A 22,229-nucleotide genomic window follows, 5' to 3' on the forward strand; every position below is an offset into this window, starting at 1 on the left:
ACGGTTCCCTTTTGGTACCTTCTGCTGAAGAGTCGACGTCGACTCCTGCGTGAAGGGTGATCCGAGTGTCCAAAGGCTATGTGATCGTGACCGAGGCGATCAAAGATCCGAGCAAAATGGCCGAATACGGCAAGGCCGCCGCGAAGGCGATGGCCAAGGGAGTTACCGTCCTGGCCGTCGATACCAAATCCCAAGTACTCGAGGGCGAATGGCATGGAAACCAGACCGTAGTGCTGGAATTCGAATCGCCGGAGGCAGCGCGGGCCTGGTACGAGTCCGAGGAATACCAGGCGGCGATCCCCCTGCGCCAGGCAGCGGCGGACGCCAACGTTGTGATCGTCAACGGACTGTAGGACTTCGCGGCGAACCCGTGGTCCCGATCCGCACCCGCCCACCGCGGCGGGGTGCGGACGCCTTCGACACGATCGGCGGTCGGAGGCCACGGGTTCGCCGATTCCGCTCTCGCCATCTCTCAGGCACGGCCCGCACAGGAGTGACAATGTCCTACGACCTATTCGCGTTGGACGGCAGAGTAGCGGTCGTCACCGGCGGTGGGCGCGGCATCGGCAAGATGATCGCGCGAGGTCTGCTCCACGCAGGCGCCACCGTGTACGTGAGCAGCCGCAAAGCCGCCGAACTCGCCGCCACCGTCGAGGAATTGACGCCGCTCGGTCGCATCGAGGCCATCCCCGCCGACCTGAGTACCGGAGCGGGCATCGATGATCTCGTCAACGCACTGGGTGAGCGCGTCGACACCGTGCACGCCCTGTTCAACAATGCGGGCGCGACCTGGGGAGCGCCGCTCGAGGAGTTTCCCGACTCCGCCTGGGACAAGACATTCGACCTCAATGTCAAAAGCGTCTTCACCCTGACCCGCGCGTTGCTGCCGATGTTGCGGAACGCGGCCACACCCGATAATCCGGCGCGGGTGATCAATACGGGCAGTATCGACGGACTCAGAGTCCCGATCGCGGGCTTCGACAACTTCTCCTACAGCGCGAGCAAGGCCGCGGTGCATATGCTCACCCGTCACCTCGCCGCCGAATTGGCTCCCGAGATACTGGTCAACGCGATCGCGCCCGGACTTTTCGAATCGAAGATGTCGGCCGCGGTACTGCGAACCGGCGGCGACGCCATCGCCGAACAATTCCCGCTCAAACGCATCGGGCGCCCGGACGATATCGCCGGCATCGCGGTGTTCCTCGCCAGCCGTGCCAGCTCCTACATCACCGGCGCCATCATTCCCGTCGACGGTGGGGTGAGCACGACCCGCTGAGCGCGGCGTGCGGTTCTTCGCCGCCGACTCGGACGTGGACGACGGCCTTGGCCGACCGCACGGCGAAGACGAGGTCAGCGGTCGGGGAGGATCACGCGGATACGAGAGCCGGGATCGGCGACGGCGATGGTGCCGCCGTGGAGTTCCACGATCCACCGGGAGATCGCGAGGCCGAGGCCCGTCCCGCCGCCGTCGGTGCGACCTCCCCGGGTGAAACGGTCGAAAACCCTTGCTCGTTCGGCTTCCGGGATTCCGGGACCGTCGTCCTCGACATCGATGACCACTCGCCCGTGCGCGGCGCCCGCCGCGATGCGCACTTCACCACCGGCGGGGCCGTGACGGGCGGCATTGTCGAGCAGGTTGAGCAGCACCTGATGCAACCGAGCACGGTCCGCGTGGACGCACACGCCGCCGGATCGCACCTCGGTACGGAAACGCACCCCCCGGCCGAAGGCAGCCGCCGTCACCTCGGCCTCGGCGATCACCTGCGCCAATAACGGCGCGACGGCGACATCCTCGCGATCGAGGGGAAACGCCCCCGCTTCGATACTCGACAGATCGAGAAGTTCGGAGACGAGCAGGCCCAGGCGCTCGGTTTGGGCGAGAGCGGTGCGCAAGGCGCCGGGATCGGGCTCGGACACTCCGTCGACCAGATTCTCCAGCACCGCGTTGAGTGCCGTGATCGGAGTGCGGAGTTCGTGCGACACATTGGCGATGAGGTCACGGCGCTGCTGATCGGCGGCGGCCAAGTCGGCGGCCATCTGATTGAACGCCTCGGCCAGTTGACCCACTTCATCGCGTGAACTGGCCCGCACCCGTCGCGTGTAATCGCCCTGCGCCATCCGTTTCGCCGCCGCCGTCATCTCCCGCAGCGGCCGGGTAATACCGTGCGCGAGAAATTGCGAAGTGACCAGCGCGATCACGAGGGCGGCCAGAGTGGTCTTCGGCGGCAACCAGCCGATCCGGAATCGAAAGAACCCGAACGCGACACCACCGGACACCACCATCAGAATCGCCAGTTTCAACTTGATCGAGCGCACCGGATCGAGCGGACGCGGCAGCATCCCCGCCATTCGATCGGCCAACGCCCGCACCCGCTTCCGCACTCCGTCCGCACGTGCCGGGCGAGCGGAGTCGGGATCGGCGGACGGCATGATCACGGCGCCTCCAGCGCGTAGCCGACGCCGTGCACGGTCCGGATCAGGTCGGCCCCGAGTTTGCGGCGCAGCGCCTTGACGTGACTGTCCACGGTCCTGGTGCCCGCGGCGTCGGCCCAGTCCCACACCTCTTCGAGGAGTCGTTCGCGGGCCAGCACGACGCGGGGACGACGGGCCAACCGGGCGAGCAACTCGAATTCCAGTGGGGTGAGCTGGGCTTCGTTCTCGGCCCGCCACACCCGACGTTGGTCGACATCGATGCGCAGTTCACCGACGACAATCGTCGCGCCGTCGCGGTCGGCCGCCCGATCGACGCGACGCAGCAACGCGTGCACGCGAGCGACGAGCACCCGCATCGAGAACGGTTTGGTGAGATAGTCGTCGGCGCCGACGCCGAGTCCTATGAGCTGGTCGGTTTCGTCGGCGCGCGCGGTGAGCATGAGCACCGGGATCGCCCGTCCCGCCTGAATGCGACGACACACTTCCAGTCCATCGAAACCCGGCAACATCACGTCGAGGACCACCAGGGCGGGTTCGTTCGACCGCACAGCGGCGACCGCCGCGGGCCCGTCGTGGGCCAGCTCGACGGTGAACCCCTCCGCCCGCAGACGGGCCGCGACCGATTCCGCGATGGTCACTTCGTCGTCGACCACGAGGATCCGCCGCGCCCGCCCGTTCTGTTCCATGATCGGAACCCTAACCAGTCCGTGTGGAGAGCATCCATGGCGAATGTGGAGATTCGGTGCGTTTTACGTGCCGAATCACCTCTTTGGCACCCTTCCACGGTCGATCCGGCCCTCGTTCGCTTCGACCACGAGGGCAGGGGCACAACATCTACCCCGGGCTGATTGTCAGACCGACACCCACCCTGCCTGCCAGGTTCACATCGTCGTGACGTAGTTACCCCTCGACCCGGTCGCCGCTGGCCATGCTCACGCGGTTGCGCAAGTGCGGGCTTCGATACGACCAGATGCCGTTCGGGACTACCCCTCCCCACACGCGAATTCCATTACCAGCAGGATCTTTTCGCTGCTAGAGACTTTTCGTCACGCTGGGTTTCCGACAGACAAGCCAGTAGGCACCGGCCGGACCAAGGGGGCTGCCCTTTTCCCGGAACGCCGCGCCAGGGGAGACTTTGCGGTCCTGTGGACGGTCGACCACGGGACCGATGAAGATTTTCGAAACGACCAGGCGGTCGAGATTTTCCTTGCTGGTGGAGACAGTTTCGAATCCGGTCACCTCGGTCGATGCGGCATGCCGCATCGCCGGGGGCGGGTCCAACTCCTGACGGATCGAGCCCCAAATGAACAGGCCGATGAGGACTACCGGCACGATTATGCCGACGGCGAGGAGGCCGAATCCAGTGAACCGTCCAAATCTACGCATCCGTTGGGCTATCGAGCGGCGGATGTGGAGTCGTCGCATTCGGCCGTTGCTGCCCCGACGGGGATCGCGATGATGGCGGTGCGGAAAAGCTAGGTCATCCCTTGTCGGCCTTGGCCTTCCTCGGATCGCGGCGGTAGTTCGCAAGAGCTGCTGGCGGCGTTCACCCTGGCCGCGTGACGGGTCAACGGAGGCTGTTGCGGTCCAGCCAGTCGGAGATGGCGGCGGCGAGCAGGTCCGGCTGGTCCTCGGGCGTGTGGTGGCCAGCGACCTCGTCGTACCGCTGGATGTCGAGGGCGGAGATCGTGTTTGCGCACCAGTCGATGACGGCGGGTTCGGTCATCGTGCCGTACGACGGTGTGAAGGTCACCATGAGCTTCGGTACATCGTGGCTGGACGCCAGCCACTCGACGTACGCTTCGGCGCGCGCGACGACGTCGCCCGGTGTCCCATCCAGCGGCATCGAGCGTGCCCAGCGCAGCAGCGGAAGCCGACTCGCCCGCGTCGGGTACGGCCGCCGGTAGACCTCCAGGTCGGCGGGGCCGAGTCGGTCCGAGATCGCACGCAGGCCGTCCCGGACGAATGAGTCGTCCAGGAATATGGACTCGCCGACGCCGTCGGTCCGGAGGGCTCGCCACAGGTCCCGACCGGCCTCGGGGAACTCGTCCCAGCTCATCGGCTTGGCGATGGTCTCGGTGAACGCGACCGCGCGAACCCGGCCGGGATGGCGGGTCGCCCAGTCGAACGCCAGCGCGCCGCCCCAGTCGTGTCCGACGAGCACGACCTCGACGAGCCCGAGCGCGTCGAACCAGGCATCCAGGTACCGCGCGTGGTCGGCGAACGTGTAGTCGATCGGCGGCTTGCCCGAATCCCCCATGCCGATCAGGTCCGGGGCGAGCAACCGGCCGGGGCCGACGACGGGCAGGACGTTGCGCCACAGGTACGACGAGGTCGGGTTGCCGTGCAGGAACACGATCGGCGCGCCGGTGCCGGTCTCGCGGTGGTGCATGGTCGAGTCGAGTACACGAGTGTCGGGCATGGGATGTCCCTTCAGAGGTTGAGGGTGAGGATGCAGTCGACCGCGATCTCGATGACGACGCGGCCGGAGGGGGCGGGTGGGGCGCAGCGGTAGCGTCGGTGGTACCAGCGGGCGGCGGTGGCCACCCGGTCCGGGTCGGCGGACAGGGTGGCGGCGCCTTCGAGCGTCACCCAGCGGAAGCCATCCGGCTGGCAGAGGGCGACGCGCCCGCCGGTCGCCACATTCCGTGCCTTGCGGGACGTGGCGACCGTCAGGACGCGGGCCGTCCTCGCCATGTCGTCCCAGGTGAACCGGACGGGTGCGACGTGCGGCGTGCCGTCCGGGCGGAGCGTGGTGAGGGTCGCGATCCGCGGCTCGGTGAGGAACGCCTGGACCGTGGGTTTCACCGGAAGGCGGCGGCCCGGGTGGCCCAGTCGGCGAAGGTGTGCGAGGCGCGATCGAGGACATGTGCCACGTCGGGGCTGATGCGCTGTTCGGCGGGCAGCGGGTCGCCGACGTTTCCGGTCGCGCCCGTTACCACGATCATTACGTTACCCCCAGACTAAGTTAGTTGCCTGACTTAATTGACGGTAGCCGAGTCGCGCCTGCATGTCTAGCCCTTAGTCAGGTGACTCACTCGGCTGTGCGGCGGCCGGGCAAGCGGGAACGGCTCACCGCCGCCACGTCCACCGCACAGGCAGGGGGTCGAGAAGACGACGCTCTCAGATCGGTTGCTGGAGCCCGGCGAGCAAGTGCGCACAGAGCGTCGCCGTGTACGCCGTCGACCAGCTGACGAGTTCGCCGGGTCGCGACAATTGAGGATGTTGGCGGGACGGAAACCGGATTGCCAGTTTCGAAGCCCTGTCGGCACTTTTGATCGCCGCACCGAAGAAGGGTTGTCCCGCGAGGAGATCCGCCTGATTCGCCCGCGCGGCCCCGCCGCCGCGTAGTCGACCGCGCTGACCCGCGGCACCCCCGCCGACTTCGCCGATCACCAATCCACGCCCAGGAGTGCGGGATTCAGCGAATCGCCGGCGCTGGATACTCGGCCACGGTCTTGCGGTCGATCCCCAGACTCTCCGCGAGCTGGCGCTGGGAGCGACCGGCATGCCAGCGCGTGAACAACTCGATCAGATCGAACACGTCGACACTCCTCCTCGCCATCAACGCCCTTCCTCACCCTTCGGTGAGAACGAGCGAACCTATACCGACTGTGGGTCGTCGGCCCCGATTTACCGGAGGCCGGAATGCCTCGGAGACGAAGGCGGTCGCGAATGCGTCGACCGCTGGATTTCGTCGAGGATCGGGACGAGCTTGTCGGCCATGCCCTCGAGCGGCGTCGGCTGAGCCGCGTTCACCATTCCCGGGTAGCGATCAGTTCCTCCGTATCCGCGTCCTGGAAACCATAGGCACGGGCCACGAACCAGAAGTCCTCGCCGATCGCCTCACGAGCCACAGTCTCGATTTCGCTGCCCGCCGAGTCGAATTCGGCCTCCAGCGCATTGAACTCCTCGGTGGCGGCTTGGGTGAGGACGTACAGCGCGGCCAGGTCGGCGGGCCGCGCGGCCTCGATGCGCTCACACAGCCTCAGCAGGATTGCCCTACCCCGGTCCACGACATGGTCGGGATAGAAGTCGTCCTCGTAGAGGAGGCGGAGAAAGTGGTGTGTGGTCACCTGCTGATTGCTGATCGGCATGACGTCCTGCCCTCGTCTTCGATGTGGCGGCCTGATCTTGACACAAGTGTGCGTCGAGGCCTGCCAGCGGAGTTCTCACACGACCCGGCCTTCGGTGATCATGGCGAGATAGCAGGAACAGCTACCCGCGCCGCGGAATCCGCGGCAAGGGTTCGTGCCAGCCAGTCGATACGGGCCCGTCGCGCGGCGATCGACAGGTCGATCTGCGGGAACAGGGCGTCGAAGCCGTGGCATCCGCCGGCCCAGACGTGCAGTTCGGCCTGGCCGCCCGACGCCCAGATCCGGCTGGCGTAATCGACGTCCTCGTCGCGGAAGACCTCGGCGGTGCCTGCGTCGATATAGGTGGTAGGCAGTCCGGACAGGTCGGCGGCCAGCGCCGGAGACAGGTACGCGGAAACCTCTCCGGTGGGTTCACCCAGCACCGATTGCCAAGCGAACTGGTTCGTTTCGCGCGTCCAGATGCCGGGGTCACCGGAGTACTGGCGGCTCGAGGTGGTGATGTCGCGGTGGTCGAGCATGGGGCAGATCAGCACCTGCGCGACGATCGCGGGTTTGCCGCGGTCACGGGCCATCAGCGTGACACCGGCGGCCAGACCGCCACCGGCGCTGGTTCCGGCCACCACGATCCGGCTCGGATCGATACCGAGCTCGGTGGCGTGGTCGGCGATCCAGACCAGCCCCAGGTAGGCGTCCTCGACGAGGGTGCCGCCGGTCGATTCCGGCGCCAGCCGGTAGTCGATGGACACCACGACGACGCCGAACGCGTCGAGCCATTCCAGCGGAATCTCGATCTGCGAGAACCGATTCCCCATGATCATGCCGCCGCCGTGCAACCAGTACACGCACGGCCTTGCCCCGGCATCCCCGGCATCCCCGGCCTGGGTGGGGGTGAAGATCGACAACGGCAGTCGCGCGCCGTCGGCGGCCGTGACGGTGGTCTCCCGATGGTCGGCCGCGCGGTCGGCGAGCAATTCCCGCACGGTCGGTGTGGGATAGCGGCGCAGCTCGGGCAGCATCTCGGAAGTGAGCCGAGCGTTCAACGGCATCCCGGACAGTAGCGTCCTCAGTTGCGGATCGAGGTCGGGGCGGGCAGTGTTCATGGTGGGGTCCTATCGCGGCTGGTCGGTGCTGGGAGTCGTTGTCAGAATGCGGGTTTGCCGCCGACGGGCACGGAGTCGGTGTATTCGGGTTCTCCGGCGAGTAGCGACCTCAGATCGGCGACCAGTCGCTGCGCGGCGTCGGTCGCGAAGAAACTCCCGTGCGCCTCGCGGCTGACCCAGCCTTCGGTGACGGAGACGATGTCGGGGTCGGTGGCCGACCGGCTCACCAGGAACACGACGCAGTCCGGATCGGTCAGCGACGGCGCGTCGAGCAGGAACTCCACCAGCTTGTCGCCCTGGCCGGGCTGCGCGGTCATGGTGGCGTGGAAGCCGTGATTCACGTTCATGGAAGACCCTTCGAAAGGGGGCGAAAATTCTCGCCCGCCGAACTATTACCTATTCATAGAAGCAGCTCTACCAGGCGAAATGACAGGACAATCCTCTTTCCTTCTTGCCTGATACTCTCATTGTGAAGGTGATCGGGTGATGCTTGAATGGTGCTGTGCCATTGGATGAACTCTGCGCCCTGATAGCGCGGCATGCCCGGCCGGACACGACCACCGCGATCGAGGACGTCCACATCGCCGCCATCGACCACGCCGGACCCGCGGCCCCGGAGATGTCGGGCACGGCGCTGGCGTTGATAACCCAGGGAGCCAAGCGGATCGCCGCCGGTGACCGGGTTTACGAGTACCGCGCCGGGCAATATCTGATCGCCTCGATCGACATGCCGATCACCGGCCGGTTCACCCTCGCCAGTCCGCGAACGCCCGCTTTGGGCCTGGCCATGACGCTACGTCCGGCGGCGGTCGCGGAACTTCTCCTGCAGGCCGCCCCCGGCGATATACCACCGCTCGGCGGCCCGGCGCCTTCGGGTCTCGCGGTGGGCACCGCCGGACCCGAACTGCTCGACGCGGCGCTGCGGCTCGTGCGTCTGCTCGATCACCCGCGCGATATCGCGGTGCTCGCCCCGGGGATCAGACGAGAAGTCCTGTGGCGGTTGATTACTGGCGAACAAGGGGCCGCTGTCCGCCAGCTCGGCCTTGCCGACAGCAGCCTCACCCATATCGCCCGATCCGTGCGGTGGATACGCGACAACTACTCGGAATCGTTCCGCGTCGAGGATCTCGCCCGCCAGTCCGGAATGAGCGTCTCGGCGTTCTACCGAAACTTCAACGCTGTTACGGCGTTGAGCCCCATCCAATTCCAGAAACAGATCCGCCTCCAACACGCCCACTTACTGCTCGCCGCGGGGCCGGGCGACATCGCCGGAATCGCACGCCGGGTCGGCTACGACAGCCCCTCTCAGTTCAGCCGCGAATACCGCCGCCATTTCGGTACCACGCCGAGACAACAGTTTCAGACCACGACGCCCGACCGGCAGGTTCATCGCTGACTGCCGAGCCGGGGCCCCGGCCACGATCGCCTGGGATGTTCTCCTGTCGGTGGACGACACACCCCTGACCGGTCCGTGTGGAGAGCACCCAGAAGCCGATCCAGCTGCTCGGTCGAAGCTAGATGAGCTATATTCGCATCCTGGGCCCGATCGGCATCACAACACCCGAGACGCTATGGAGGCGCGTGTGATATCGGCGGACAAGATCGCCGCACTCTCGGAGCGTGACCGCGTACGGCCCAAGAAAGTTCCCGATATGGTCGCCAACCGGATTCGTGAAATGATCGCGCGCGGCGAGATCGCCGACGGCGAGTGGTTACCCACCGAGGCGCAGCTCATGCAGACTTTCGGCGTCTCCAGGCCGACATTGCGCGAAGCGTTCCGGCTCCTGGAGGCCGATTCCCTGGTGTCCATCCGACGCGGCCCGCCCGGTGGCGCGCGCGTGACCATCCCCGGACCCGAAGCCGCGGCATCGCAGTTCGGGTTGCTGCTGACGTTGCAGCACACCAGTATTCGGGACATCTACGATGCCCGCATGGTGATCGAACCCGCATCCGCACGCACTCTCGCCGAGCGCGGAAGTGCCGCGGCCCGCAAAGCGCTGGCGGCCGAGCTGGACGAGGTCAAGAAGCTGGTCGACTCGCCCGCGGAGTTCGGCGCGGCATCGGTTCGATTCCATCGGCGCCTGGTCGAATTGGCCGGCAACACCACCCTGGCGACCGTCGTGAGCATGCTCACCGAGATCTTGACGCGGCATTTGGCCAAAGTCATCCACGAGAATCCCAGACAACTCGCGGAGCTCACCGCGCAGGACGAGCGCGCGGTGCGGGCATACGAGAAACTGGTCGTCCTCGTGCAGGCCAGGGACGGCGACGGCGCCGAGAAGTTCTGGGCCAAGCATATGAAGGCGGCGCGGGACTACGTGCTCAACGTGGACGATGCCACACAGGTTGTCGACCTGCTGTATTGAGTCCGCGTGACGACGCGTGATCCGGCTGGGCGGCGTAATCCATTACGCGGGAATGCTTCCGGTATGAATGCGCGCTCGGCGCAGCCCTTCCTCTTGCGTGGGCGCTCGAGTTTCCCACTCGCCGCACGTGCAGTAGGCACGGTAGTGGTCGCCCTCGGGCAGAACTGCCTGACCGTCGTGCCAGCCACCGGTATTCGCGATCGCCATGAAGAATTCCAGCGGCTTCTCGTTCAGACCGCTCGCGTCGTCATCCATTGTCGTGTTCTCCTCGCCCATCGGTCGTTCCGATCAGTGCGCGTCGGCGGGGACCTGCGGGACCTGCGGGAACAATTCGTAGAAGGTGCCCTGCGTGATCCGCACCCGAGTCTCGTCGGAGACGCCGTCGAACAGCCCTTCGAGGGTGTCCTGGGTATGCCCGAAGGTGCCTTCCATATGCGGGTAGTCACTGCCGAACATCACGTTCTTGTAGCCCATGTGCTCGTAGGCGACCACTGCGGTTTCGTCGTGCTGGAACGAGGCGTAGATCTGGGAGAACAGGATTTCCTTCGGATCCCGCTTCAGCTTCGGCCGCACTGCCATGTGATGCTGACGGTATCCCTCGATCATGCGATCACCGAGGAATGGCACCCAGGTCGCACCACCCTCGGAAATGAGCACCCGCAGATCCGGGTGGCGGTCCAGAGCACCGGAGGCGACCATCTTCATTGCCGCGCGCTGACCGGAGAAGGTGGTCTCGGTGTAGTTCATGACCGCACCACCGGGACCGCGGTACACCTGACCGGCGCCGCCCGAGGTCATGTCGACCGGGTCGGTGCCGATGTGGAACGCCAAGACAATGCCTGCTTCCTCGGCGATCGCCCACAGCGGCTCCCAGCTGTCGCGGTGCCAGTCATCAGCACTCGGGTGCGGGGTGGTCGGCAAGAACACCGCCTTGAAACCGTGCTCAGCCGCCCATTTCAGTTCCTCCACAGCATCATCGACATCCAGCGTCGAGATCTGCGCGGTAACGACGTAGCGGTCCGACACCGCGGCGATCTCCTCCAGCGCCCACTCGTTGCTGGCACGCATACAGGCCTTCAGCAGTTCCGGGGTGCGGAAGGTCGAGGCCCACATACCCAGCGACGGGAAGATGACCTCACCCCACACGCCTTCCTTGTCGAGGTCGCCGAGCCGGGCGCGCGCGTCACGAACACCCTTCGGCTTGTGACTCTCCTCCATGAAATGCGTCGCCGCCGAGGAGGGCAGCCTGCGCCGGAACGACTGACTGTCCACATGTACGATTTCCCACTCGCCGTCGGGCTCCTTCTCCGCGCGCGGAGTGAGGTCCGCCAAGCGCTTCGGCAGCCGGCTCTGCCAGAGGTCGTCCGGCTCGAGGAAGTGCGAATCACCGGAGTTCGTCCAGATCTTGGTCACATGAATCTCCCAACGGGTTCGAGGACGCGGTCACGATGCGGGTGAAAGCTCCAGCCGGCCACTGCAACCCAGCATCGCATTTCCACGCGGCCCTGTCCATACATTTCTAATCATTCATCATTATCTTTTAATCAAGAGCCTGCGGTCAGCGCCCGCTTTCACTCTCGAGCATCCGTGGTATGTAATATTTCTATATTAGATTTCCTCAACACGGGAACAGGTGTTCGATGAAAGACGCGCCACGGACCGTCGAACGCGCCAACACGCGCAAACACTCGGCCGGCGAAACGACCCGTATCGCGCTACTGGAGGCAGCCGAGCAGCTGTTCGCCACCCGCGGATTGGACGCCGTCACGTCGCGCGAAATCCAGGTGGCCGCACGGCAATCCAACTCCTCGGTGATCGGCTACCACTTCGGATCACGCGAGGGCCTGATCCGCGCACTGGTCGAATACCGGCTCGCGAACCTCGACGCCGACCGGGAGGCCCTACTCCACCAGATGCGGATCGATGGCACCGAGGCCGATCCCCGCGCGGTCGTGTGGCTCCTGGTCCGGCCACTCGCCAACAGCATCCGCGCGGGGCACATGTTCGTCCCGTTCCTCGCCAGGCTCAGCGAGAACCCCGAAGCTCGCAGCATGTATTGGCCACCGCACCTCGATGACCCATGGAGCTCGGACCGCATGGAGGAACCGATCGAGGCCGCTTTGCAGGATCTACCCGAGCGCGTGCGCCGGGGCCGAATCTTCCAGCTGTACAACAGCGTGCTGAATCTACTCGGCACCAGCGCGCGGACTCACGGTGTCAGCGAGGCACAGTTGCACAACTACGTCGACGGATGGGTCGGGATGCTCACCGCCCCGATCTCCTATGAAACCCGTGGGCTACTGACAGACTGAATCGGCACGCGAGTAGGCGGACTCGGCATTACTCCCCGCCGAGCCGACATCCCTTGTGCCGCTTCATGTCCCGCCCTCACAGGCGGAGAGTGGAGCCGGCGGCAGAGCCGGGCGTGAAGGTGACCGGCAGGCTGATGAAGCCGTTGACCACGCCGATCGAGGGATAGGGTTGTGCGGCGCCGACGACATAGTCCGGCATCCGTCGCAGGACCTCTTCGATCACGATGTGGGCTTCCGACCGCGCGAAGTGGGATCCGAGGCACCGATGGATTCCGAGGCCGAAGGCCTGATGCTTATTGGGGAAACGGTCGAGGATCACCTCGTCGGGATCGTCGAACACCTCGGAATCGAAGTTCGCCGACGACCAGGATACGAACACCCGCTCGCCCGCGGCGATCTTCTGATCTCCGACGGCACACGATCGCGTCGCCGTGCGCGCCAGACCGGCGACCGGCGAGAAGTACCGCAGGAACTCCTCGATCGCTTTCGGGAGCAGGTCGGGATCCGCACGGAGCAGATCACGCTTGGCCGGATTCCGGTACAGCCATTCCAGTGCGTTACCGATCAGACTTCCTGTGGTGTCGACACCGCCGAAGATCACCAACGTGATGATCTCCATCAGCCGGTCGTCCGGCAGTGGCCGGCCGTCGATCTGCGCCTGCACCAGATGAGAGATCAGATCATCGGTGGGTTCCACGCGGCGGCGGGCGATGACGTCGTTGACCTGGCCGAGGATCGTCATGAGATCGACCATGGCGGAGTTGTACTCGGGCGTTTCGGGCGTCGAATGGATGATCGAGTGTGTCACGTCGGAGAAGGCATGCCAGCCATCGAGTGGCAGACCCAGCAGCGCCATGGTGAATATGGCGGGCACCGGCGAGGCGATGTCGAGAATCAGGTCGCCCTGACCGGACTCGATAATCGAGTCGATGCAGTATGCCGTGGCCTCCCGGACCAACGGCTCCCACTTCTTCGCCTCCGCAGGTGAGAAGCGACTGGTGAGGAGTTTGCGGTAGTCGAAGAACTCCGGCGGGTCCATTTCGATCGGGACCTGCCGCATCGGACTTACCGGGATGGTGGTCCCATTGTGGGAGCCATCGGGTAGCTCGTAATAGGACGAGAAGGTCTCGTCGTCGCGCACCACCTCCGCAACGTCGGCGTATCGGCTGACGACCCAGTACCCGCCGTGCGCATCGGTGTGTGCAACCGGGCATCGGTCGCGCAGATCGGCGTTGATCTGCCGCCAATTCCTTGCGTATTCGGGCGAATGTTGATCGAAGGACACAGTAGTCACGGAACCTCCACGGCTGCGATAAGACGATGCCGGAGCACGTCAACGGATGATTTCGATGGCTTGCTCCGGGCAGGTCATGGCCGCCGTCTCCGCCGCGGCCACGCGCTCGTCCGGCACGATCACGTCCGCGACACTCGCGTATCCGTGTTCATCCAGATCGAACAGATCGGGCTCCGCGGCGGCACACAACGCATGGCCCTGACAGCGCTGGGGATCGACGTTGACTCTCACACTTCCTCCTTCGAGAACGGCGTACGCCATCGCGTGTAGTGTGATCACCGTAATACCGACGATTGCCGTCCGCAATAGATTATCTGAAGAAACTAGATAAACCATCGGATCATGTGAAAGGAGTTGCGCTGGTGACGAAGACGTCGCGGCCGGGACCTGGTCGGCCGAGAGATCCCGATATGGAGGAACGAGTGGCTGCCGCCGCATTGCAGGAATACGGCAGGACCGGATGGAGCGGTTTCACCATGGACGCGGTGGCGCGCCGGGCCGGTATCGGCAAGTCGACGCTGTATCTTCGCTGGCCGTCGAAAGAAGCCCTGATCCGCTACGCGGTCGAAAAACACTCCACGCCACTCACTTTCACCGATGGCAACTCGTTGCGCGAAGACGTCACGGCGCTGGTTACCAGCCTGATGCGATACTTCCTGGATCCCGCCGGGTGGTCGTCGGTACGCGTAGCGATGGACGCGACGTCGGAACACACCGATCTCGACGGTGCGCACGCGCATATCGTGACAATGCACCGCGAGGCCGCATCTGCCCTTTTCCAGCGCGCGATCGAGCGCGGCGAACTCACCCCTGACGCACCGATCCGAACTATCACCGAGGCGCTCTACGGCACGGTGCTGCTGCACATCCTCGCACTCACCGCGCCGGAGCGCGCCGCAGCCTCCGAGCACATCGATGAAGACGTGGCACCGATCGCCGAGCTCATTCTCGCAGCTGTCGCCTCCGCCGCGCACGCCACCACCGGTGCGCCAGTGTCGAAGACCTCGAGGTAGACGAGGCTCTTCGGGCGGCACTCGGCCGAGAACGCTAATCGACCATCAGATTGCGCCGCAGGATCTTTCCGCTCGGCAACCGCGGTACCTCACCGAAACCCACCGATCGGGGCACTTTGTAGTGCGCTAGCCTTTCACGGCAGTAGTCGATCAGATCTCGCTCGAGATCCGGGCCCGGCGTCACACCGGGAGTCGGCTGGACCACGGCGCGCACCCGCTGGCCCATCTCGTCGTCCGGCAACCCGATCACCGCCACGTCGAGTACCGCGGGGTGCAGGGTGAGGACATCCTCGATTTCCTGCGGATAGATATTCACTCCGCCGGACAGGATCAAGTCGGTCCGACGAGCGGACAGGTAGAGGTAGCCGTCCTCGTCCACGTGGCCGAGATCCCCGAGGGTGTTCCAGCCCTTGTCGTTGAAGGCCTCGGCGGTTCTCGCGGCATCGCCGAGGTACTCGAATCGTTCGACATCACTGAACCAGACAGTGCCCACCTCACCCGGCGCGAGCTCGATGCCGTTGTCGTCGCAGATGTGCACGACGCCATGAACCGCTCTGCCGACCGATCCTCGATGGCTGAGCCAGTCCGGTGTGTCGATCATGAAGAAGCCTGTTCCCTCGCTACCGGAGTAGAACTCGGTCAGCGTGGGTCCGAACCACTCGATCATTCGCTCCTTGACCTCCACCGGACACGGGGCCGCGGCGTGCACGACCAGCCGCAGGCTGGACACGTCGTAGCGCTCCCGGATGTCGCGAGGCAGCTTCAGCATCCGCACGAACATCGTGGGTACGAACTGTGCGTGAGTCACCTCGAACTCGTCGACGAGTTGGAGAGTGCGCTCGGCGTCGAACTTCTCCATCACGATCGCGGTGCCACCGTTGCGCACAGTGCCGATGGTCCACCCCAGCGGCGCCGCGTGATAGAGCGGCCCGGGGCTGAGGTAGACGGTGTCCGGTCCGAAACCGAATGCGGTGCCCATCAGGTGGTCGATGCCCAATCCGGTACCGAAGGGCCGCCCGGTCAGGTTCGGGAGTATTCCCTTGGGGCGCCCCGTGGTTCCGGACGAGTACAGCATGTAGTAGCCCTCGGACTCATCCTCGATCGGCGTGCTCGGCATGTCCGCGATCGCGGCTTCGAGGCGCTCGGCGTGGTCGGCGCTGCCGCCGACCACCAGTCGCGATCGCAGTTCGGGTGCAGCGGCTTCGGCGGCCACGGCGAGATCCGCCAGTGCTGCCGAGTGGATCAGCATCTTCGCGCCGCAGTTCGCGACGATGTACGACGCTTCGTCGGCACTCAGGTGCCGGTTCACCGGCGTGTAGAGCAGACCGGATCGCTGCGCGGCCCAGGCGACCGGGAAGACCTCGAGTTGATTGCGCATCAGGATCGCGATGTGGTCGCCGGGGCCGAGTCCGCGCGACCGGAAGAGGTGCGCGATCTGGTTCGAGCGTTCCTCGAGCTCGCGGTAGGTCAGCGTGACGCCGCTCGCAGCCATCACGATCGCGGGCTTGTCTGCGTACTCGGCGGCCAGTTCCGTGAGATTCATGCCGCACCCCATTCCTTCTCGTCGAGCATGGACCTTCCTCTCGAACATGGCCTCGAGCTGATTCAGCCGTTCTCCGACAGCGCCTTGCGCCAATCCCCGGGCACGCGCGCGGTATCGAACTCGTCGGCGAGCCGTGCCACGACCGTCCGCACGCTCGGTACGTCGTCGATCAGCCCGGTCGAATGGCCGGCGCTCCACACCGACTTCCACGGTTTGACGCCGTCGGGCAGGTTCGGCCGGTGCTTGCCGGTGGGCCGGGGCAGATTGTCGGGGTCGAGGCCTGCCTGGATCATCGAGGGCGCGAGGAAGTTGGCGGACAGACCGGCGATCGCGTCGGTGAAGCGTACGTCCTCACTCTTGGAGGTGACCAGCATTTCCTTGTGGCCGTCGACGGCGCCGGACTCGGCGGTCGCGATGAACCGGGTGCCCATGACGACGATGTCGGCACCGAGCGCGAGGGCGGCCGCGATCCCGTTACCGTCGGCGATGCCGCCTGCCAGCATGATTCGGCCGTCGAAGAAGCTGCGCACCTTCGGTAGGAACGAGAACGGCGACAGCGTGCCCGCGTGCCCGCCCGCGCCAGCGCAGACCAGCATCAGTCCGTCGACGCCTGCCTCGATCGCCTTCTCGGCGTGCCGGATGGTCGTCACATCGTGAAAGACCTTGCCGCCCCACTCGTGTGCGGTGTCGACGACGTCCCGCGGGTCGCCCATATTGGTCAGGATCAGCGGCGCCCGATGCTTGCCCACGGTGGCCAGCGCCTGGTCGCGCGACTTCTTGTCCAAGGCCGCGGAGGCAGGCATGTTCACGCAGAACGGCGCGAAATCGCCACCGGCATCCACCGTCTCCCGCTCGGCCTCCCGGATCGCATGCAGCCACATCTCCAGGGTTTCCGGGCGGCGCGGGTTGGCGGACGGGAAAGCACCGATGACGCCGGCCCGACAGGAGGCGATGATCAGGTCGAGGTTGGAGACGATGAACATCGGTGCCACCATCACCGGGATCCTGAGCGAGTTCCAGTTGATCATTGGTTATCCACCTCGATGAAGTATTCCTTCCGCAAGTCGGCCTTGCGGATCTTGCCCACCGCGGTACGCGGCAGGTCACGAGATCTCCTTGCTCGGTCGCGTCAGGACAGGCGGGCCAGTACCGCACCGGCGGCACGGTCGCGCAGATTCTCCGGTCGACCGAGCGCTACCTGGTTGGCGGTGGCCCGGCGCAGCAGCAGGTGCGCGGGATGCTCCCAGGTGAATCCGATGCCACCGTGGATCTGGATGCAGTCCTCGGCCGCCGATACCGCGGCGTCGAGTGCGGCCGCCGCGGCGACATCCGAGGAAAGCTGCGCCTCCGCGTGGTTCGCGTCGAGTTCCGCTGCGGACAACACCTGTGCGCGCGCGCCTTCGGCTGCGACGAGCATGTCGGCGCAGCGATGCGAGATGGCCTGGTAGGAGCCGATCAGGTGGCCGAACTGCTCGCGCTGCCCGGCCCAGTCGACGGCGAGCGCCAGTGCCCTGTTCGCGACGCCGACCGAGTCCGCCGCGAGCAGCACCTGAGCCGCCCGCCGCGCGGCGTCGAGGATTCGGGTCACCTCGGCTCCGCGGGCGATGACCTGCGGCTCGACCCCGTCCAGCACTACGACACCGATGGTGCCGGTGACGTCCACCGATTCCTGCGGGTCGACCTCGACGTGAGTCGTTTGCACGATGCCGAGGACGAGCTCGCCCGTGGCGGCGTCGCGGGCGAGTATCACCAGCCGGTCGGCGACCGGGGCCCCCGGCACTCGCTCGACCGAACCCGACAGCCGGGTCCCGTCCAGCGTCGGCAACGGACCATCGACGATCCAGCCGTTGTCGTCGACGGGGACGATGAACGCGGCTGTGGCACCGTCGCATACCGCGCGCACGGCCGCTGTGGCACCGGCCTGCCGCAGCACCTCGAGTGCGATAAGTGTGGGTACCAGGGGCACCGGCGCGACCGCGTAGCCCGCCTCTTCGACCGCGACCGCGAGTAACCGCATGTCGGCGCCGCCACCGCCGAGTTCCTCGGGAACCGAGAGACCGGGCAGACCGAACCTGACCAACTCGTCCCAGAGCCCGATGTCGTAGTCGGCGGTTTTGGGCGCCCAGGACAGCAACTGCTCGGTACTGGTGTGCGATGCCAGGGCCTTGCCGAGCGCCTCGCGCAACGCCACCTCGTCCTCCTCGGGCTGGGTCAGCGGCCGACCCGGCGCGACCGCTGCGGAACGGGTGCCCTCGCCGCGGTGCGACGGCAACCCGAGGACCTGCTCGGCGATGGCGTTGCGCTGGATCTCCGCCGTTCCGGCGCCGATGGTCGAGGCCCGGGTCATGAAGTAGCCGTAGGTCCATCGGCCTCCGTCGACGGCGCCGTCGGACCGGTTGCTCAGCGCGGCACCCGGCCCGGTGAGCCGCTGCGCGAGCCGGTGCAGCCGCTGTTCGAACTCCGACTTGACCAGCCGGTTCACCGAGGCGACTCCACCCGGATCCGCTTCGCGCAGAACCGCGTCGAGCGCACGCGCGCTGTTCGCGGCGATGGCTCGAACGCCGGTCTCGACGACGGCGAGTTCCTGACGCACCAGGGCGTTGTCGGCGTAGCCCCGGTCGATCGCGAGGGAGAACACCTTGTCGACCAAGCCACGATAGCGAAACTCGTCGGCGAGAAATGCGGTCGCGCGCTCGTGGCCGAGGGAGGTGCGCATCACCGACCAGCCTTCGCCCTCTTCGCCGACCAGGTTGTGCGCGGGCACCACGACGTCGTCGAAGAAGACCTCGGCGAAGTGATGCCCACCGGAGGCGTCCCCGAGCGGGCGGACGTCGATGCCGGGTGAGTTCATCGGGATCAGCAGATAGCTGATGCCCGCGGTACCGCGCCCGGGCGGGCCGGTGCGCACCAATGCGAACATCCAGTCCGCCTTATCTGCCTGGGTAGTCCAGATCTTCTGGCCGGTGACGCGGTAGTTGTCGCCGTCGCGCACCGCCCTGGTGGACAGCGCGGCGAGATCGCTGCCCGCTCCGGGCTCTGAGAAGCCCTGGCACCAGATCTCATCTGCCCGCAGCAGCGGCTCGAGGAAACGCTTCTTCTGCACGTCGGTGCCATAGACGATCAGCGTGGGCGCGACGATGAAGGCGATCGGGTTCGGGTGCTTCGGCACACCGGCGGCGCTGGTCATCCGGTAGTAGTCGAGCTGGTCCTCCAGCCCGAGATCGAGACCGCCGACAGCTGTGGGCCAGCCCGGTGCGGCGACGCCGGCGTCGACCAACTCCGACTGCCAGGCGCGCGCGGACTCGGCGCGCTCCTTCGAGGTCATCGGCCGCGACCGCTTCGCATAGGCGTCGAGCAATGCGGTCAGGCGGTCACGCCAGTCACCCGTTGCCGTCGGTCCCTCCAGCGGACCTGTCGTCGATCCCACCACGCCTCCTCAACGGTACATTCAATAATTACCAGGTTAACTTAGTTAAAGACTGGAGCGGAGGGTGCTCGCGGCGGAAGTCCCTCGACACAACCGATCCAGCCCCAGTGCGTCGGTGAGCGGGACCGTCCGCAACTCGTCCGCGCACGGACGCCGCTTCCTCAGGCGTCCGAGTTCGGCTTCGCCGAACGCTTGTCGAAGCGGTCACCGATATCCTTGCCGTCCGGCCGCCAGGACGCCGCGGCCTCCGCCTCGAGGCCGAGCGCGTGTGCCACCGAGGCGCCTGCGCCCTCTTTGAGCAGGCGCAGCATTCGCCGCACCGCTGCCGGGTGACCGGCCCCGATCGACGTGGCGATCGCGAGGGTCCGCTCCATCAATTGCTCGTGCGGCACAACCTCGTTCGCCAGACCGATGCGCAGCGCGGTCGCGGAGTCGATCGGATCGCCACTGAGGATGATCTGAATCGCGGCGGGCAATCCGACGATCCGGGGCAGCATCGCGCTGCCGCCCCACCCGTTCAGCAGTCCGATCGAGGCGTGCGTGTCGGCGAATACCGCCCTCGCGGAGGCGATGATGAACGAGCAGTTCACCGCGAACTCGAAAGCTCCCGTGTAGCAGGGCCCGTTGACCGCCGCGATCACCGGCTTGCCGATCGCGCGCAGAACCTGGGTCGGCGTGGCCCCCTCGGTGCGCGGCGGCGGCCCGGTCAGCGCCTCGGGCAGGTCGACGCCGGAGGAGAACGCTGTTCCGGCACCCGTGATCACCACCACCCGGACATCTTCGTCCGCGTCGGCCTTCCACAGTTCCCGCTTGACCGCTTTCCGCATCGCCCGATTGATCGCGTTGCGCTGCTCCGGCCGATTCAGCGTCAGGATCGCGACGTGGCCGTCGCGACGCACCAGGACCGGATCGGCCTCGATCCCACTGTTCTTCTCACCCACCGGGACTCTCTTCCATTCTCATACGAATTCGACTGCTACCTCGGTGAACGCGTCGTTGTCGTCGCCCGCCGCGGCATTGCGGCTGCCGGCTGCCACCGAAGTCGAGCGGCAGCGAGACGGGAGCCTCCAACCTAGATAACATAGTGCACTATGTGAACGCTCCGCAAGATGGGCTGGATGCGGTTGTATTCACAGGGAAATCATTAGCTACCCTCAGCACTTTTCCGCGATCAGCCCATGTTTTGCAGCGTCACGGGGAGCTCCAATCGGCCATCGGACTCCACGGCGGCAGCCGCCAACTACTCAACACTGAACGAGCACCTGGTGAACTTAGATTGCTTATTGACATATCTTGATCGCCCACCTACGTTTACCTGACCTCTTGCTTGTGATCCACATCACCCGGCGAGGCGTGCGGCTCAGCCGCTACCAGCCACCCTGAAAAAGGAATCCCATGTCCGATATGCGTGACAATTCGCCATCCATCAAGGGCAGGGTCGGCCGGCTCGGCCTGATGGCACTGGTTCCCGCGATCGCTCTCGCCACCGCGTGCAGCAGCGGAAGCGACTCGATGAGCACGTCGGCCGAGGCCCCGAGCAGCGCCTTCCCCGATCAACCGGCAACAGGCAGCCCGGTCAAGATCGGGTTGATCAATCCCGAAGGCGGGCCGGCGGTTTCGATGCCGTCGAATCGCGAGGCCGCCGAGGCGGTCATCAAGTACGCGAACGCGAACCTCGGCGGAATCGCCGGGCATCGCATCGAACTCGTCACCTGTGCGAGCAAGGAGGATCCGGCGTCGAACCGTGACTGCGCCAACAAGATGGTCGAGGCCAAGGTCTCGGCCGTCGTCGTCACCACGACCGCCTACGGCGACACGATGGTCCCGGTCATCGCCGAAGCAGGCATCCCCTACCTCACTCCGGTCGGCGCGAGCGGCGCGGAAATGACCGCCGCCAACGCCTTCAGCCTCACCGGCGGGTTCCCCGGCACCCTGAAGTCGATGGCGACGTATGCCAGCGGCAAGGGGTACAAGAAGGTGACCGCGTTCGTGATCGATTCCGGTGCCGCGACCCCCACCGCGAGGGCGGTGGGCGGGCCTGCCTTCAGCGCGGCAGGTATCGACCTGCAGGTCGTACCCATTCCCCCCGGCACGCCGGACGCGACGCCCCAAGTCAGCTCCGGGATCTCCGGCGATGTCGGAGCCGTAGCCGTGGTCGGCGACGCGACGATGTGCACCTCGGTGCTGAAGTCGCTCGGCACCCTCGGCGCGACCCAGGACAAGATACTGATCCAGCCGTGCCTGGATCCCGCGACCATCGAGGCTGTCGGCGACGCGATGGAAGGCGCCCGCGTCTTCACCTCCGCGGACCTCACCTCCGACGACTCGGAAGCGGTGCTCTACCGAAGCATCATGAAGAAATACGCTCCGAAGACCGAGACCGCGGGCTACACATACGTCGGCTACCAGGGCATGCTCGGTCTGGTGCGCGCGGCACAGGGCGTCACCGGCGATCCGACCGCCGCGGCGGTCTCGACCGCGATCAAAACCGCCCAGAACGTGAGCCTGCCGGCCGGGCACGGCATCACCTTCACCTGCGGCGGCACCGCGATGGCGTTGCTGCCCGCGATCTGCAGCACACAGCTGGTGACGGTCACGATCAGCGACGGCAAGCCCTCCGATCCGCAGGTCATCAAGTAGGTCG

At 66.0% G+C, this 22,229-nt stretch carries 24 protein-coding genes and 1 pseudogene; 7 read left to right on the top strand and 18 right to left on the bottom strand.

Going from position 1 to position 22,229, the window contains the following annotated elements; translation table 11 throughout:
* Positions 1-65 precede the first annotated feature (65 nt).
* Together ABZS43_RS12090 and ABZS43_RS12095 are read left to right on the top strand one after the other, a co-directional pair.
* Positions 66-353 carry a DUF1330 domain-containing protein gene (locus ABZS43_RS12090; protein ID WP_355035878.1) on the top strand — a complete coding sequence of 96 codons (288 nt, stop codon included), beginning with the start codon at positions 66-68 and terminating at the stop codon, positions 351-353.
* 146 nt (positions 354-499) lie between these two features.
* Entirely contained in the window at positions 500-1,276 is a 777-nt protein-coding gene (locus tag ABZS43_RS12095) for an SDR family oxidoreductase (RefSeq protein ID WP_355035879.1), read from the top strand.
* A 74-nt stretch (positions 1,277-1,350) separates the two neighbouring features.
* Here ABZS43_RS12095 and ABZS43_RS12100 read toward each other — a convergent pair whose 3' ends face one another.
* The 10 genes and pseudogenes from ABZS43_RS12100 to ABZS43_RS12145 form a co-directional block, all read right to left on the bottom strand.
* The gene (locus tag ABZS43_RS12100) at positions 1,351-2,349 is read right to left on the bottom strand and encodes a HAMP domain-containing sensor histidine kinase (RefSeq protein ID WP_355035981.1); all 999 of its coding nucleotides are present in this window, start codon (positions 2,347-2,349) and stop codon (positions 1,351-1,353) included.
* Positions 2,350-2,432: 83 nt separating this feature from the next.
* Positions 2,433-3,119 carry a response regulator transcription factor gene (locus ABZS43_RS12105; RefSeq protein ID WP_355035880.1) on the bottom strand — a complete coding sequence of 229 codons (687 nt, stop codon included), beginning with the start codon at positions 3,117-3,119 and terminating at the stop codon, positions 2,433-2,435.
* A 346-nt stretch (positions 3,120-3,465) separates the two neighbouring features.
* Positions 3,466-3,765: a hypothetical protein gene (locus ABZS43_RS12110; RefSeq protein ID WP_355035881.1), complete on the bottom strand. Its 300-nt coding sequence runs from the start codon at positions 3,763-3,765 to the stop codon at positions 3,466-3,468.
* A gap of 235 nt (positions 3,766-4,000) precedes the next feature.
* A complete protein-coding gene (locus ABZS43_RS12115; protein ID WP_355035882.1) occupies positions 4,001-4,855 on the bottom strand; it encodes a haloalkane dehalogenase in 855 nt (284 codons plus the stop codon).
* A gap of 11 nt (positions 4,856-4,866) precedes the next feature.
* Positions 4,867-5,241: a TIGR03618 family F420-dependent PPOX class oxidoreductase gene (locus ABZS43_RS12120; protein WP_355035883.1), complete on the bottom strand. Its 375-nt coding sequence runs from the start codon at positions 5,239-5,241 to the stop codon at positions 4,867-4,869.
* Entirely contained in the window at positions 5,238-5,381 is a 144-nt protein-coding gene (locus ABZS43_RS12125) for a hypothetical protein (RefSeq protein ID WP_355035884.1), read from the bottom strand. Before ABZS43_RS12125 ends, ABZS43_RS12120 begins: the two co-directional genes overlap by 4 nt.
* Before the next feature lie 479 nt (positions 5,382-5,860).
* Positions 5,861-5,977, bottom strand: a pseudogene (locus tag ABZS43_RS12130) (integrase); the annotation flags it as partial.
* Positions 5,978-6,188: 211 nt separating this feature from the next.
* Complete coding sequence (locus ABZS43_RS12135; RefSeq protein WP_355035885.1) at positions 6,189-6,530, bottom strand: DUF5713 family protein; 342 nt, start codon at positions 6,528-6,530, stop codon at positions 6,189-6,191.
* Between the two features lie 98 nt (positions 6,531-6,628).
* Positions 6,629-7,630, bottom strand: a complete 1,002-nt coding sequence (locus tag ABZS43_RS12140; protein WP_355035886.1) for an alpha/beta hydrolase — start codon at positions 7,628-7,630, stop codon at positions 6,629-6,631.
* A gap of 41 nt (positions 7,631-7,671) precedes the next feature.
* Complete coding sequence (locus ABZS43_RS12145; RefSeq protein ID WP_355035887.1) at positions 7,672-7,977, bottom strand: antibiotic biosynthesis monooxygenase; 306 nt, start codon at positions 7,975-7,977, stop codon at positions 7,672-7,674.
* A gap of 155 nt (positions 7,978-8,132) precedes the next feature.
* On the opposite strand from ABZS43_RS12145, the gene ABZS43_RS12150 reads away from it, so the two are divergent.
* Together ABZS43_RS12150 and ABZS43_RS12155 are read left to right on the top strand one after the other, a co-directional pair.
* The gene (locus ABZS43_RS12150) at positions 8,133-9,026 is read left to right on the top strand and encodes an AraC family transcriptional regulator (RefSeq protein ID WP_355035888.1); all 894 of its coding nucleotides are present in this window, start codon (positions 8,133-8,135) and stop codon (positions 9,024-9,026) included.
* A 187-nt stretch (positions 9,027-9,213) separates the two neighbouring features.
* Positions 9,214-9,996, top strand: a complete 783-nt coding sequence (locus ABZS43_RS12155; protein ID WP_355035889.1) for an FCD domain-containing protein — start codon at positions 9,214-9,216, stop codon at positions 9,994-9,996.
* 42 nt (positions 9,997-10,038) lie between these two features.
* Here ABZS43_RS12155 and ABZS43_RS12160 read toward each other — a convergent pair whose 3' ends face one another.
* Entirely contained in the window at positions 10,039-10,272 is a 234-nt protein-coding gene (locus ABZS43_RS12160) for a hypothetical protein (RefSeq protein ID WP_355035890.1), read from the bottom strand.
* A gap of 12 nt (positions 10,273-10,284) precedes the next feature.
* Positions 10,285-11,409, bottom strand: coding sequence for an amidohydrolase family protein (locus ABZS43_RS12165; RefSeq protein ID WP_355035891.1), 1,125 nt, complete (start codon positions 11,407-11,409; stop codon positions 10,285-10,287).
* A gap of 227 nt (positions 11,410-11,636) precedes the next feature.
* On the opposite strand from ABZS43_RS12165, the gene ABZS43_RS12170 reads away from it, so the two are divergent.
* Positions 11,637-12,308, top strand: coding sequence for a TetR family transcriptional regulator (locus tag ABZS43_RS12170; protein ID WP_355035892.1), 672 nt, complete (start codon positions 11,637-11,639; stop codon positions 12,306-12,308).
* 76 nt (positions 12,309-12,384) lie between these two features.
* On the opposite strand, the gene ABZS43_RS12175 is transcribed toward ABZS43_RS12170, so the two are convergent.
* Both ABZS43_RS12175 and ABZS43_RS12180 read right to left on the bottom strand, forming a co-directional pair.
* On the bottom strand, positions 12,385-13,602 hold the full coding sequence (locus ABZS43_RS12175; RefSeq protein WP_355035893.1) for a cytochrome P450: 1,218 nt from the start codon (positions 13,600-13,602) through the stop codon (positions 12,385-12,387).
* A 39-nt stretch (positions 13,603-13,641) separates the two neighbouring features.
* A complete protein-coding gene (locus ABZS43_RS12180; RefSeq protein WP_355035894.1) occupies positions 13,642-13,833 on the bottom strand; it encodes a ferredoxin in 192 nt (63 codons plus the stop codon).
* Positions 13,834-13,964: 131 nt separating this feature from the next.
* Between ABZS43_RS12180 and ABZS43_RS12185 the strand changes: the two genes are divergently transcribed.
* The gene (locus ABZS43_RS12185; protein WP_355035895.1) at positions 13,965-14,615 is read left to right on the top strand and encodes a TetR/AcrR family transcriptional regulator; all 651 of its coding nucleotides are present in this window, start codon (positions 13,965-13,967) and stop codon (positions 14,613-14,615) included.
* A 34-nt stretch (positions 14,616-14,649) separates the two neighbouring features.
* On the opposite strand, the gene ABZS43_RS12190 is transcribed toward ABZS43_RS12185, so the two are convergent.
* From ABZS43_RS12190 to ABZS43_RS12205, 4 genes are all read right to left on the bottom strand, one after another.
* Complete coding sequence (locus ABZS43_RS12190) at positions 14,650-16,158, bottom strand: acyl-CoA synthetase (protein ID WP_355035896.1); 1,509 nt, start codon at positions 16,156-16,158, stop codon at positions 14,650-14,652.
* A gap of 62 nt (positions 16,159-16,220) precedes the next feature.
* On the bottom strand, positions 16,221-17,153 hold the full coding sequence (locus ABZS43_RS12195; RefSeq protein ID WP_355035897.1) for a nitronate monooxygenase: 933 nt from the start codon (positions 17,151-17,153) through the stop codon (positions 16,221-16,223).
* Between the two features lie 134 nt (positions 17,154-17,287).
* Complete coding sequence (locus ABZS43_RS12200; RefSeq protein ID WP_355035898.1) at positions 17,288-19,585, bottom strand: acyl-CoA dehydrogenase family protein; 2,298 nt, start codon at positions 19,583-19,585, stop codon at positions 17,288-17,290.
* A 161-nt stretch (positions 19,586-19,746) separates the two neighbouring features.
* Positions 19,747-20,526 carry an enoyl-CoA hydratase-related protein gene (locus tag ABZS43_RS12205; protein ID WP_355035899.1) on the bottom strand — a complete coding sequence of 260 codons (780 nt, stop codon included), beginning with the start codon at positions 20,524-20,526 and terminating at the stop codon, positions 19,747-19,749.
* A 454-nt stretch (positions 20,527-20,980) separates the two neighbouring features.
* Between ABZS43_RS12205 and ABZS43_RS12210 the strand changes: the two genes are divergently transcribed.
* A complete protein-coding gene (locus ABZS43_RS12210) occupies positions 20,981-22,225 on the top strand; it encodes an ABC transporter substrate-binding protein (protein WP_355035900.1) in 1,245 nt (414 codons plus the stop codon).
* Positions 22,226-22,229 lie beyond the last annotated feature (4 nt).

Source organism: Nocardia sp. NPDC005366 (assembly GCF_040606855.1).
Classification (GTDB): domain Bacteria; phylum Actinomycetota; class Actinomycetes; order Mycobacteriales; family Mycobacteriaceae; genus Nocardia.